Raw genomic sequence first — 13,527 nt, 5'->3', positions numbered from 1 at the left:
AAATGAAAAATAAAAAATAATCTGCAAAACGGTTTTATTTCATCCAAAAGTATGATATAATGAGTAAAGATATAGCTGACTACAAGGAGATCGATTGTGGATATCAATGAAATCATTACTACGGAAGCAGTTCAGTGTGTGGAGCTGAAGGACTATTTTTTTGCCTATCAGCTGCTTTCGCAAAGCTTTGCCCGGCAGTGGCATCTGAAGACCCTGCTCTCGGACGCCGACGGCGTCGACGTATTCGGAGACAGCAGGTTCGGCGGCGAGCTGCGCCAGGACCGCAGGGAAGCCATCGCTGCGGCGGTGAAGCGGGGAGGCTGCTGCGGCAGACAGTCCGCGCGGCGGCCCGCCATCATGATATACGCCGTGCCCCTGATGTTCAACGGCAGGCTGCTGGGGGGCGTAGTGGTGGAATACGACTCGGACATAGATTCCCGGACTGTGGCTCCTGAGGTCATAGACGAAGCCATGTGGAGCCTGAGGGATCTGGTGTGCGGGATGAATCTGGCCAACGAAGCCCTGCTGGAGCGGAACAAAAAGCACGCCGAATTCGAAGCTATCAAGAACGCAGCCCCCGAGTCCTCCAAGGGCTTCAACTACAAATCCCTGAGAGATTTTTATCTGGTGAAGGAGCCGGCCCTGCTGTCCTGCGTCAAGAGGGTGGAGCCGGATGCAGCCCTGGAGATCCTCAATGAGATGGTGGGCTCCATGTGCAAGATGGCCGGAGGCAGGCTGGAGCTGCTGAAGACGGTGCTGCTGGAGCTGGCCATGGCCATAGCCCGCACCACCGTGGAGGCAGGCGGGAGCAGCGAGGTCATCATCAGCAGGGGCTACAACGCCTTTACGGAGCTGGCCGCGCTGGAGGAAGAGACGGATATGTACGACTGGATAGCGGGGGTCCTGGACCTGTGCATCCAGACTCTGCTCTACAGCAGGATGTATCCCAACAACATGCAGCTGGCCGAAGCCATCAAATATATGAAGGAACACCTGAAGGAAAATATGCTCCGGGAAGATGTGGCTGAGGTGGCCTGCCTGAGCCCTTCTCATTTTTCCCGGGTCATACGGCAGACCTTTGACATGTCCTTTACGGAGGTAGTGTCCAAGTTCAGGATAGACAAGGCCAAGGAGCTGCTGCTCTACACGGATATGTCTCTGGTGGACGTGGCTCACGAGTCCGGCTTCAACGACCAGAGCTATTTTACCAAGGTGTTCCTCCGGTTCACCAAACAGACCCCCGGCCAGTTCCGCCGCATGAAGCACAAGGAGCAGCAGGACCAGCTGGGGAACGACGCCTTTGAGCGCTATGCAGACGAATTATAATATTGTTAGGAGATAAATAATGGCATTCGAACTTGACAAGTACAGGCTGAACGTGAAGGCCCGGGACATGAGAGAGGCCCTGGAGGCGAAGTTTTACCGCATAGACACCGAGATAGACTTTGCCGTCCGGTTTGCCGACGCCCTGGGCAAGGAGGCCGAGTGGGCCCCCTATATCAGCGAGGCCGTAAAGGCAGTGGAGCAGGGAGACCCCGACCATCTGGACGATACGGTGAAAAAGGTGGAGGAGGCTCTGGCTCCCATAGGGAAGAAGGCCAAGGAATACACCGTCCACTGCGTGGGCCACGCCCATATAGATATGAACTGGATGTGGTCCTGGCCCGAGACGGCCAACACGGCCCACGACACCTTTTACACGGTGAACAACATCCTGGACGAGTTCCCGGAGGCCAAATTTTCCCAGTCTCAGGTGTCTCTCTACAAGGCCATGAAGACCTATTTCCCCGAGCTGTGGGAAAGCATCAGGGAAAAGATAGCCGGCGGCCAGTGGGAAGTGACCGCTTCCACCTGGGTGGAGGGAGAGAAGAACTGCGTGTCCGGCGAATCCCTCATCCGGCATATGCTCTACACCCGCAAGTGGCTGTCGGAGAACCTGGGCATGAGCCCGGAGGACGTGAAGATCGACTGGTCTCCCGACACCTTTGGCCACTGCGCCCAGATGCCCTCCATCATGACCAAGGGCGGAGTGACCAGATATTACAGGATGCGCCCTCACAAGGGTCCCAGGCTCTTCCGCTGGCGGGCCAAGGACGGCAGCGAGCTGCTGGGCTTCAGGGAGACCGATCCCCAGTGGGGCTACAACGGTCCCATCAACCACGCGGTGTGGGAGTGCTTCTGCGGCTACGTCAAGGAGACCAAGGCCAAGGACTTCATGTATATGTACGGCTGGGGCGACCACGGCGGAGGCCCCACCAGAGGCCACATCAGACAGGGACTGGAGCTCATGACCTATCCCATATTCCCGAAGGTCCGCTTCAGCACCACCGACGAATTCTACTCGGCCATCGAGGCCCAGATGGACAGTCTGGACCTGCCGGTGGTGGAGGGAGACATCAACTACATCTTCGAGGGCTGCTACACCACCCAGGCTTCCGTCAAGTTTGCCAACCGGGTGAGCGAGCTGGAGCTGCCCTCCGCGGAGACTCTGGCCCTCATAGGCGGCGCAGCCTGCGGCATGGAGTATCCCTTCGGGCTCTTTGAGGAAGCCTGGCAGAAGACCCTCTTCAGCCACTTCCACGACATATTCCCGGGCTCCGGCGTCAAGGCCACCTACAGCTATGCCAACGGCAGCTTTCAGGACGTGCTGACCGCCACCAGCTCCGTGAAGAACAGGGCCCTGAGGCGCCTGGCGGAGCGCATAGACACCTCGGAGATAGCCAAGCGGTTCATAGCCGACAGGGTGGGCGACAGCATGGGAGCAGGCTCCGGAGACACCGGCATCATCAACAGCCGGGTGAGAGTGGGCGGCTCCGTGGTCACCAACACCCTGAACTATGACGGCTTTGGCGCCACCATGCTGAGCCTGAACGGCGAGGCTGCCGAGCCCATCATGGTGTACAACCCCAAGCCCTGGAAGCGCAGCGAAGTGATCATGGCCAAGATCTGGAACAAGAAGATGGATCCCGCGAATATCTGCGTCATAGACTCCGAGGGCCGTCGCGTCAAGGCCCAGGTCATAGACAGCGGCAACTACTTCATGCACGACTATCACGCCCTGCTGTTTGAGGCCAAAGACGTCCCGGCTCTCGGCTACAAGGTCTTTGCCGTGGACGACTGTCCCGAGCCTCTGGAGACTCCCGACGCCGTGACCCTCAAGGACGTGTACAGTCAGGACCTGCAGGGCTTCAGCCCCTCGGTGGCTCCCGACATAGTGCTGGAAAACAAATATCTCAGAGTCACCGTCAGCAAGTCCAGCGGCGCGGTGGTGAGCTGCGTGGACAAGGAGACCGGCTACGAATACTGCCGGGAAGAGGCAGGCATAGGCGAGCTGGAGCTCCAGACCGAGCAGAGCAACGGCATGGCTGCCTGGTCCCTGTCCCACATCATCAGCCGCACCCTGCTGGAAAACGGCACCTTTGCCATAGTCCATCAGGGGCCCAACAGGTGCACCGTGAGAGTGGACTTTGAGTGCGGCAGGAGCTTTGTGTCCCTGGAGACCAGCCTGGCCAAGGATTCCCGCAAGGTGGACTTCCGGGTGAGGACCAGATGGCTGGAGGTGGGCGCCCACGAGAAGGGCATCCCCACTCTGAGAGCCTATTTTGCCACCGCCTTTGCCGGCGGCGCCGTCACCTACGAGACCCCCTTCGGCTGGCAGACCAAGGAGCAGGACTACCAGGAGGTGCCCGCTCTGAAGTGGTTTGACCTGGGAGGCGAGGACGCCGCAGGCAGCGAATACGGCGTCACCCTGGTGAACAAGAGCAAATACGGCCACGCCTGCGTGGACGACACCATCAGCCTGACCCTGCTCAGGTCCAGCTACAGTCCCGATCCCACCCCCGATCTGGGCGACCACGAGATAGAGTATTCCGTGGTGTTCCGCCGGGGAGCCTTCTGCCCCGTGTGCGCGGTGAGAGAGGGCGAGGACTTCAACAACCCCATGAGCGTCACCAGCGTGCCCGTGCAGACCGGGGAGCTGCCTCTCGAGAAGAGCTATGCCGAGCTGGAGACCCCCGAGGCCAACGTGTCCGCCGTGAAGAAGGCGGAGTGCGGCAAGGGCATCATAGTCCGCCTCTACGACGTGGCGGGCAAGGATTCCGTGGCCCGGGTGAGGGTGGACGGACTGGGAGACTTTGCTTCCGCCGTCACCGTCAACGCTCTGGAGCAGCCGGAGCCGGAGAACACGGCTTCGGTGAAGGACGGAGTGCTCTGCGTGCCTCTCGGCGCCTGGAGCAACGTGTCCGTGTGGCTGAGCTGACCCCTGCGCGACAGCAGCCGCCCGCTCTCCGGAGCGGGCGGTTTTCACGCCGGCCCGTCTTGCATAGACGGGCGGCAATATGGTATAATATTCTTTGAGTAAAACGCTCGAAATGATATTCTTTTCAAGGAGGTTACACCATGTCTGACCGTATCTATATATTTGATACGACACTCAGGGACGGCGAGCAGTCACCCGGCTTCAGTATGAACATAGAAGAAAAAATAAGGATGGCCAAGCAGCTGGAAAGGCTGGGAGTGGACATCATCGAAGCAGGCTTTCCCATCTCGTCCGACGGCGATTTTGAGTCTGTCAGGGCCATCAGCCGCGAGATCACCAAGTCCCGGGTGTGCGGTCTGTGCCGGGTTAACTTTGCGGACATAGACAGAGCGTGGGAGGCGGTCAGGGATGCCAAGCTGCCTGCCATCCATACCTTCGTGGCCACCAGCGACCTTCATCTGGAGAAAAAGCTCAAGAAGACCCGGGAAGAGGTCTATGATATGGCGGTGGCCGGGGTCAAGAGGGCCAAGAGCTACTGCGACTGGGTGGAATTTTCCGCCGAGGACGCTTCCCGTTCGGATATACCCTACCTGATCAGCGTAGTGGAGGCGGCCATCGACGCAGGCGCCGTGGTCATCAACCTCCCGGACACCGTGGGCTACGCGGAGCCCTTTGAGTTCTACGGCTTCATCAAGCAGGTGATAGAGGGGGTGTCCAACGCCTCCCGGGCCATCTTCTCCGTGCACTGTCACAACGACCTGGGCCTGGGGGTGGCCAACTCCATAGCCGCCCTGAAGGCGGGAGCCAGACAGATTGAGTGCACCGTCAACGGCATAGGCGAGAGAGCCGGCAATGCGTCCCTGGAGGAGATAGTCATGATCCTCAAGACCAAAAAGGCCACTCTGGGGGACATGGACACGGGCATCAACACCCGGGAGATATACAATTCCAGCCGCCTGCTGACCAGCATCACCGGTCTGGGGGTGCAGGTGAACAAGGCCATCGTGGGCCGCAACGCCTTTGCCCACGAGGCGGGCATCCATCAGCACGGAGTGCTGGCGGACAAGCGCACCTACGAGATCATGGACGCCGAGTCCATCGGCCTGCCCGAGAACAAGCTCATACTGGGCAAGCATTCCGGCAAGCACGCTCTGAAGAGCAAGCTGACGGAGATGGGCTACGAGCTCTCCGACGACGAGCTGGCCATGGCCTTCGTGAAGTTCAAGGAGATAGCCGACAAGAAAAAGGTGGTCTATGACGAGGATCTGGACGTGATAGCCAGCATGGGAGCCAGCTCCTACGTGGCCAAATACGATCTGGAGCATCTGAACGTGACCAGCGGCACCAACGGCTATCCCACCGCCACAGTGAAGCTGTCCACCGAGGACAGCGAGCTGCTGAAGAGCGGCATAGGCATAGGCGCCATCGACGCCGTGTTCAAGACCATAGACTCTCTGGTCAGCGAGGAATACGAGCTGAAGGACTACACCGTGAAGTCGGTCACCGGCGGCACGGACAGCTTTGCGGGAGTCACCGTGAAGCTGGGCTGCTCCGACGGCACCGTCTATACGGGCAACGCTTCCGAGCTGGATCTGCTGACAGCCAGCGCCAAGGCCTATCTGAAGGCCATCAACAAGCTGGCCTACTTCCACACCCGGAGCAAGAAAAACAGGCTGGAGGACTGACCTATGGGTATGACCATCACCGAAAAGATACTGGCCGACCACGCCGGCAAGACCGGAGTGGAGCCCGGCGAGATCATCAAGGCCCGGCTGGACCTGGTCATGGGCAACGACATCACCGCGCCCATCGCCATCCGTGAGTTCGAAAAGCTGGGCGCAGCGGACGTGTTTGACAGGGAGCGGGTGGCCATAGTTCCGGACCACAGCGCCCCCAACAAGGACATCAAGTCGGCGGAGCTGGTCAACATCTGCCGCCGCTTTTCCAGGGAGCATTCTCTCCCCTGGTTTTTTGAGACCGGCCGGGCGGGCATAGAGCACGCCCTGCTGCCGGACCAGGGTCTGGTGGGCCCCGGCGACGCCGTCATAGGCGCCGACAGCCACACCTGCACCTACGGGGCTCTGGGAGCCTTTTCCACCGGAGTGGGCTCCACCGACCTGGGCTGCGCCATGGCGGTGGGTGAGACCTGGTTCAAGGTGCCGGAGCAGATCAAATTCGTCTATTACGGGTCTCTGCCGGAATACGTGTGCGGCAAGGACCTGATCCTCTACACCATAGGCAAGATAGGCGTGGACGGAGCCCTCTACAGCTCCATGGAGTTCACGGGGGAGGTCATAGAAGGGCTGGATATGGCGGGCCGGTTCACCATGTGCAACATGGCCATCGAGGCCGGCGCCAAGAACGGCATAGTGGCCCCCGACGCCCGGACCGAAGAATACATCCGGGGCAGGCTGAAGCGGAGCCACCGGATATACAAGAGCGACAGCGACGCCCGGTATGCGAAGGTGGTGGAGATAGACTGCTCCGACATGGAGCCTCAGGTGTCCTTCCCCCATCTGCCGGAGAACGCCCGCCCCGTCAGCGAAGCCTCCCACGTGGAGATACAGCAGGCGGTCATCGGCTCCTGCACCAACGGCAGGATCGAGGACATGCGGGCCGCGGCGGCGGTGCTGAAGGGGAAAAAGGTGCACAAGGACGTGCGCTGCATCATACTCCCCGCCACTCAGGAGATAGTGCTCATGATGATCCGCGAGGGTCTCTATGAAATATTCGTGGAGGCGGGCTGCGCCGTCAGCACTCCCACCTGCGGCCCCTGTCTCGGAGGCCATATGGGCGTGCTGGCCAGGGGCGAAAAGGCCGTCAGCACCACCAACCGCAACTTTGTGGGCCGCATGGGCCACACGGAGTCGGAGGTGTATCTGGCCAGCCCCGCCGTAGCGGCGGCTTCCGCCGTGCTGGGCAGGATAGCAAGCCCTCTGGAGGTGAAATGATGCTGCAAGGAAAAGTACACAGATTCGGCTCGGACGTGGACACGGACGTGATCATTCCGGCCAGATATCTCAATTCCACGGACCCGAAGGAACTGGCCTCCCACTGCATGGAGGACATAGACGCGGACTTCACCGCCAAGGTGGCCGAGGGTGACTTCATCGTGGCCGACGACAATTTCGGCTGCGGCAGCTCCAGAGAGCACGCTCCCATAGCCATCAAGGCCGCCGGCATCAGCTGCGTCATAGCCAACAGCTTTGCCCGGATATTCTACCGGAACGCCCTGAACATAGGCCTGCCCATCATGGAGTGCCCCGAGGCCGTGAAGGACATAGGGGAGGGCCACCGGCTGGAGGTGGATCTGGCCGCCGGCAGGATCACCGACCTGGACACGGGCAAGACCTACACCGCCCGGCCTTTTCCCGATTTTGCCATAGAGCTCATAGCCGACGGCGGGCTGGTGGAATACACCCGCAAGCTCATCAGGGAAAGGCAAAAATAAGCCCCTCCCGGGGCTTGCAAAGCCTGCGGGAAAGTGGTATAATGTATATTGCGTGAGAAAATTTAAATAACTGAAGGTAGTCAGATGAAAGACAAGATTCATCCCAAATATGAAAAAGCAACTGTAACGTGCGCCTGCGGCAACACCTTTGAGACCCGCTCCACCATAGGTACCGGCGAGATCAAGGTCGAGATCTGCTCCCATTGCCATCCGTTCTTTACCGGCAAGCAGAAGATCGTGGATACCGAAGGAAGAGTAGAGAAGTTCCTGTCCAAGTACGGTATGAACAAGAAATAGTATCTATCACATAAAACGCGGCGTCAGCCGCTTTTTTTTACTGTCAAAGACTGCGGGAGGTGCGAAAGTGTTTGCAAAGCTGAAGGAGGTAGAGGAGCGGTTCGAGGAGCTGGAAGCTCAGATGGCGGACCCCTCCATATTCTCGGATCCCCGGAAGTATCAGCAGGTGGCCAAGGCCCACGCGGATCTGGAGGACATAGTAGTCAAATACAGGGAGTACAAAAAGCTCACCGACGATATAGCCTCCACCGAGGAGATGCTGGGGGAGAAGCTGGACGAAGACATGAAGCAGCTGTGCCAGGACGAGCTGAGGGAGCTGAAGGCCCGGGTGCCGGAGCTGGAGGAATGCCTGAAGCTGATGCTGGTGCCCAAGGACCCCAACGATGACAAGAACGTCATAGTGGAGATCCGGGCCGGCACCGGCGGCGACGAGGCCGCCATATTTGCCGGGGACCTGCTCAGGATGTACACCCGCTATTCGGAGCGGCGCCGCTGGAAGGCGGAGCTGGTCTCCGCGGAAGACATAGGAGTGGGGGGCTACAAGAATATCACCCTCAACATCAAGGGCAAGGGGGCCTATTCCCGTCTGAAGTTCGAGGGAGGCGTCCACCGGGTCCAGAGAGTGCCCGCCACGGAGTCCGGAGGCAGGATACACACCTCCGCCGCCACGGTGTCCGTGATGCCGGAGGCCGACGACGTGGACGTGGAGCTCAACATGGAGGACGTGGAGATAGACACCTACCGCTCCGCGGGAGCCGGCGGCCAGAACGTGCAGAAAAACGAGACGGCCATCCGTCTGACCCACAAGCCCACGGGCATAGTGGTCACCTGTCAGGACGAGCGCAGCCAGCTGCAAAACAGGGAGCGGGCCATAGCTGTCCTGAGGGCCAAGCTCTACGAGCTGGAGCTCAACGCCCGCCGGGAGGAGATAGACGCCCAGAGGCGCACCATGATAGGCAGCGGCGACCGCAGCGAGAAGAGCCGCACCTACAACTATCCCCAGAACAGGATCACGGACCACAGGATCGAATACACCTCCTACAATCTGCCCCAGTTCATGGACGGGGATCTGGACGACCTGATAGACCGGCTCATCGCCTTTGACCAGGCGGAAAAGATGAAGTCGGGCAGCTGATGAAGATCGCGGGCTTTGGCGTCGCCTGTCTGGACAGGATAGCCCTGACGGGCGCCCCCGACAACAACCGGTCGGCGGTCATATCCCGCTACACCGAGCAGCCGGGAGGCCTGACGGCCAACGCGCTGCTGGCCGCGGCCCGTCTGGGAGCCGACGTCCGCTTTACGGGAGCCCTGGGGGAGGACCCTGCGGGCAGACAGATACTGTCCATGCTCCGGAGTGAGGGGGTGGACGCGGATCTGGCGGAGCTGGTCCCGGGGAGGGAGAGCTATTTTTCCTGGATACTCATAGACGAGGACACTGCCGAGCGCCATATATACTGCAAGCGGGACACGGTGAAGCAGGAGGACCTGCGGATCCTGCCGGAGGCGGTGGAGGACGCGGAGGTGTTTCTCACGGACAGCCATTTTCCCGCTGCGGCGGCTGCCTACGCCCGTATAGCCTATGAGGCGGGTATCCCCACGGTGGGGGACTACAAGCTGAGCCCTGAGAACGCGGAGCTGCTGCTGAGATACACCGAGTATCCCATAGTCAGCGAGGATTATGCCCTCAGCCTGGCCCCGGACGGCCGTATAGAGACGGCTCTGGAGGTCATGGCGGGCTCCAACGACAGATGCGTCCCGGTGATCACCTGCGGGGCCCGGGGCTGCGTGTATTATCATGAGGGCAGGGCCGAACGGGTGCCCGCCTTCCAAGTGCCCGCCGTGGACACGGCGGCAGCCGGGGACGTGTTTCACGGAGGCTTTGCCCGGGCCATAGGCGCCGGGTGCTGCGTGAGGGCGGCTCTGGTGTTCGCCTCGGCGGTCAGCGCCATCAAGTGCACCCGTTTCGGCGGCTCCGCCGGCGCTCCCTCTCTCGAAGAGGTCAGGCTCTTTTTGGCAAAACACAATCTGGTGGAGGGTGTCATATGCTGAGAAAGAACAACGTCCGCAGATTTGCGGCGATGAAAAAACAGGGTGAAAAGATCTCCATGCTCACGGGCTACGACTACATGTGGGGCAGCCTGCTGGATGAGGCGGGGGTCGACATCATACTGGTGGGTGACAGCCTGGGCAACGTGGTGCTGGGCTACGATACCACCTGCCCCGTGACCATGGACGACATGGTGAGGCACACGGCCGCCGTGTCCAGAGGCGCGGCCCGCAGCTTCGTGCTGGGGGACATGCCTTTTCTCACGGCCAACCTGGGGACCGTCGAAGCCGTCAGGAACGCCGGCCGCTTCCTCTCCGAGGGAGGCGCCAACGGCGTGAAGCTGGAGGGCGGAGAGCCCATGGCCGGAGTGATACGGGCCATAGTGGACGCGGGCATACCCGTGTGCGCCCACATAGGCCTGAGGCCCCAGTCTGTGAACCTGCAGGGCTACGTGACCCAGGGGGTCTCGGAGGAGTCCCGGGAGCAGCTGAAAAAGGACGCCCTGGCCGTAGAGCGGGCGGGGGCCTTTGCGGTGGTGCTGGAAAAGGTGGAGCCGGCTCTGGCCGGCGAGATCACCGACATGCTCTCCATACCCACCATAGGCATAGGCTCCGGGCCCCGCTGCGACGGGCAGGTGCTGGTGGTCCACGACATGCTGGGCGTGTATGACAAGGCGCCCTCGTTTGTGAAGAAATACGCTAATATCAGAGATATCATACTGGACGCCGTATCGGCCTACGACAGGGAGGTCAAGCAAGGCGTTTTTCCGGAGGCAAAGGATGCAGATAATAAATGACCCCGGGGCCCTGGAGCTCCTGTGCGCCAACACCCGGGACGCCATAGGGCTCGTCCCTACCATGGGGGCTCTTCACGAAGGGCATCTGTCCCTCATAGAGAAGGCCCGCAAATTCACTCAGTTCGTGGTGGTCAGCGACTTCGTCAATCCCACCCAGTTCGGCGCCGGCGAGGACCTGGACCGGTATCCCCGCACCCTGGAGAGGGACGCGGAGCGCTGCCGGGAGGCGGGAGCGGACGTGCTCTTTGCTCCGTCGGCCGGGGACATGTATCCCCAAGGCTTTTCCTCCTGGGCCGCGACGGAAGGGGTCACCGAGATACTGGAAGGGGCCCTGAGGCCCGGCCATTTCCGGGGAGTCACCACCGTCTGTCTGAAGCTCTTCAATATGACCCGGTGCCGCAAGGCCTTCTTCGGACAGAAGGACTATCAGCAGCTGTGCGTCATCAAAAAGCTGGTCCGGGACCTGAACGTGCCGGTGGAGATAGTTCCCTGCGCCACGGTGAGAGAGGCTGACGGTCTGGCCAAGAGCAGCCGCAACGCCTATCTGACCCCTGACGAAAGGGAGAGGGCTCTCTCCATATCCCGGGGGCTCTTTGCGGCCCGGGAAGCCTTCCGGAACGGCTGCGCCGACCCCCGGGAGATAGAGGCCGTCTGCCTGCGGGAGATAGAGACCTCCCGGCCGGTGAAGGTGGACTACGTGACCCTGCGGGAGCAGGACACTCTGGAGCCCGCGGCCCGGGTCCGGGGGTCCGTGCTGCTGGCGGCTGTGAGATACGACAGCGCCCGTCTCATAGACAACCTGATCCTGCAGTAGGGGCGCGCTTGCTTTTTTTTGCAGATTGAGTTATAATATATAAGTGTCTGTTTGTTCAGACGGGAGGTGTCTTGTGAAGCTGGATTTGAATGAGATAGCTCTTTGTTCGGGCAAGCGTTATACCTACGTGTTGCGCGAGGAGCCTCTGGGCAAGTTGTCCGACGAGCTCGTCAGCGATACGGAGATCACGGGAAAGCTCACCTTTTCCAACACCGGGTCGTCCATCTGCGTCCGGGGCCGCTTTGACACGGAGCTGAGCTGCGTGTGCAGCCGCTGTCTGGAGCCCTACAGGATAGCCGTGGGGGACGACATAGACGAGGTGCTCCCTCTCGGAGAAGAGCTCTGCGACGACGAGCTGTATCTGGACGACGGTGACCACCCCATTTTCAGGGACAACGTGTTTGACCTCAGCGAGCTGCTGAGGCAGTGCATCATCCTGCAGGCTCCGGCCTGGGGGGTGTGCAGTCCCGACTGCAAGGGGCTTTGCCCCACGTGCGGCGCCAATCTGAACCTGGGCGCCTGCTCCTGCAAGAGCGACGACGGCGGGTCGGCCTTTGCCAGCCTCGCCGAGCTGATCAGGGATAAAACGGAATAATCACATATTTGGAGTTACGACATGCCACTACCTAAAAGACGACACTCAAATCAGAGAACCAGACTGAGAAGGACTCATTACAAGCTGTCTCCCGTGACAGTCACCGAATGCCCCAGATGCCATGCCGCCTGTATGCCTCATACGGCGTGCCCTGCCTGCGGCTACTATGACGGCAGACAGGTCCTGAAGATCAAGACCAAGGCCGCTGCGGAAGAGGAATAGGGACCGGATGAAGATAGCGGTAGATGCCATGGGCGGCGATTTTGCCCCCCGGGAGATAGTGCGCGGAGTCTGCAGAGCCACCGAGCTCTATGACGTGGACGCCATCCTGGTAGGGCAGGAGGAGGCCATCAGGGCCTGTATCCCCGCCCGGTTCGCCGACAGCCCCCGCATCTCCGTTGTCAACGCCACAGAGGTCATCAGGATGGACGACCACGTGGACGCCATCCGCACCAAAAAGGATGCGTCCCTGGTCCGTTGCGCCGAGCTGGTACGCAGCGGCGAGGCCGACGCCATGGTAGGCGTGGGCAATACGGCTGCCACCATGTCGGTGGCCACTCTGAAGATAGGCCGGGTGCCCGGTATCCACCGGCCGGCCATATCCTCGGTGTTCCCCGGCATAGACGGTCCCTCCATCGTGCTGGATCTGGGCGCGGTGGCGGACTGCACCCCCCGGAATCTGGTGGAATTTGCCTATATGGGCAGCATATACGCCCAGAAGGTGCTGAAGCTCCGGAGCCCCAAGGTGGCCCTCCTGTCCATAGGAGAGGAGGAGAGCAAGGGCAACGAGGTCACCAAGGCCACCCACCAGCTGCTGAAAAAGAGCTCCCTGAACTTTATAGGCAACATAGAGGGCCGGCAGATCTGCGACAACTATGCCGACGTCATAGTGACCGACGGCTTTACCGGCAACGTCACCCTTAAGGTGGCGGAGGGCATGGGCGCCTTTTTCAAGACCATCCTCAAGAACGCCATCAAGAAAAATATCCTCTGCGGCATCCCCTTTATCATGATGGCTCCCGTCCTGAGCTACATCAAGAAAAAGCTGGACTACACCGAATACGGCGGAGCGCCCCTGCTGGGTATCAACGGGGTGTGCATCATAGGCCACGGCCGCAGCAACGCCAAGGCGGTGTGCAACGCCGTGAAGGCGGCCAAGACGGCGGCGGAGAGCCGGCTGGTGCAGTCCATATCCGAGTGCGCCGCCGAGGTAAAGGAGACCCTGTCGGCCCAGTAGGCCACCGGGATACAGCGCAGCCAACGTGGCTG

Annotated in this window: 13 protein-coding genes; all 13 read left to right on the top strand. The window is 60.6% G+C overall.

The genetic code is table 11. The features are described 5' to 3' along the window. The first annotated feature begins 96 nt into the window (after nucleotides 1–96). The 13 genes from IK083_05215 (at nucleotide 97) to plsX (ending at nucleotide 13,495) form a co-directional block, all read left to right on the top strand. A complete protein-coding gene (locus IK083_05215; protein ID MBR4748953.1) occupies nucleotides 97–1,326 on the top strand; it encodes a helix-turn-helix transcriptional regulator in 1,230 nt (409 codons plus the stop codon). Between the two features lie 19 nt (nucleotides 1,327–1,345). Further along, on the top strand, nucleotides 1,346–4,258 hold the full coding sequence (locus IK083_05210; GenBank protein ID MBR4748952.1) for an alpha-mannosidase: 2,913 nt from the start codon (nucleotides 1,346–1,348) through the stop codon (nucleotides 4,256–4,258). A gap of 140 nt (nucleotides 4,259–4,398) precedes the next feature. Continuing rightward, the gene (locus IK083_05205; protein MBR4748951.1) at nucleotides 4,399–5,943 is read left to right on the top strand and encodes a 2-isopropylmalate synthase; all 1,545 of its coding nucleotides are present in this window, start codon (nucleotides 4,399–4,401) and stop codon (nucleotides 5,941–5,943) included. 3 nt (nucleotides 5,944–5,946) lie between these two features. Beyond that, nucleotides 5,947–7,209, top strand: a complete 1,263-nt coding sequence (gene leuC, locus IK083_05200; protein MBR4748950.1) for a 3-isopropylmalate dehydratase large subunit — start codon at nucleotides 5,947–5,949, stop codon at nucleotides 7,207–7,209. After that, nucleotides 7,206–7,709: a 3-isopropylmalate dehydratase small subunit gene (locus IK083_05195; protein ID MBR4748949.1), complete on the top strand. Its 504-nt coding sequence runs from the start codon at nucleotides 7,206–7,208 to the stop codon at nucleotides 7,707–7,709. Before leuC ends, IK083_05195 begins: the two co-directional genes overlap by 4 nt. Nucleotides 7,710–7,793: 84 nt before the next feature. After that, complete coding sequence (gene rpmE / locus IK083_05190; GenBank protein ID MBR4748948.1) at nucleotides 7,794–8,006, top strand: 50S ribosomal protein L31; 213 nt, start codon at nucleotides 7,794–7,796, stop codon at nucleotides 8,004–8,006. Between the two features lie 67 nt (nucleotides 8,007–8,073). Further along, nucleotides 8,074–9,141 (top strand): peptide chain release factor 1, encoded by a 1,068-nt coding sequence (prfA, locus tag IK083_05185; GenBank protein MBR4748947.1) that lies wholly within the window; start codon nucleotides 8,074–8,076, stop codon nucleotides 9,139–9,141. Then, entirely contained in the window at nucleotides 9,141–10,055 is a 915-nt protein-coding gene (locus IK083_05180) for a sugar kinase (protein MBR4748946.1), read from the top strand. Before prfA ends, IK083_05180 begins: the two co-directional genes overlap by 1 nt. Then, nucleotides 10,049–10,849: a 3-methyl-2-oxobutanoate hydroxymethyltransferase gene (gene panB / locus IK083_05175; protein ID MBR4748945.1), complete on the top strand. Its 801-nt coding sequence runs from the start codon at nucleotides 10,049–10,051 to the stop codon at nucleotides 10,847–10,849. Before IK083_05180 ends, panB begins: the two co-directional genes overlap by 7 nt. Further along, nucleotides 10,833–11,663, top strand: coding sequence for a pantoate--beta-alanine ligase (locus IK083_05170; GenBank protein ID MBR4748944.1), 831 nt, complete (start codon nucleotides 10,833–10,835; stop codon nucleotides 11,661–11,663). Before panB ends, IK083_05170 begins: the two co-directional genes overlap by 17 nt. A 73-nt stretch (nucleotides 11,664–11,736) precedes the next feature. Then, nucleotides 11,737–12,258, top strand: a complete 522-nt coding sequence (locus tag IK083_05165) for a DUF177 domain-containing protein (GenBank protein MBR4748943.1) — start codon at nucleotides 11,737–11,739, stop codon at nucleotides 12,256–12,258. Between the two features lie 21 nt (nucleotides 12,259–12,279). Then, nucleotides 12,280–12,480 (top strand): 50S ribosomal protein L32, encoded by a 201-nt coding sequence (gene rpmF / locus IK083_05160; GenBank protein MBR4748942.1) that lies wholly within the window; start codon nucleotides 12,280–12,282, stop codon nucleotides 12,478–12,480. Between the two features lie 7 nt (nucleotides 12,481–12,487). Beyond that, entirely contained in the window at nucleotides 12,488–13,495 is a 1,008-nt protein-coding gene (plsX, locus tag IK083_05155) for a phosphate acyltransferase PlsX (protein MBR4748941.1), read from the top strand. Nucleotides 13,496–13,527 lie beyond the last annotated feature (32 nt).

The sequence above is a fragment of the Abditibacteriota bacterium genome, assembly GCA_017552965.1.
Classification (GTDB): Bacteria; Armatimonadota; UBA5829; order UBA5829; family UBA5829; genus RGIG7931.
The sequence above is the reverse complement of the archived record's forward strand: the minus strand, read 5'-3'. Positions and strand labels throughout refer to the sequence as shown.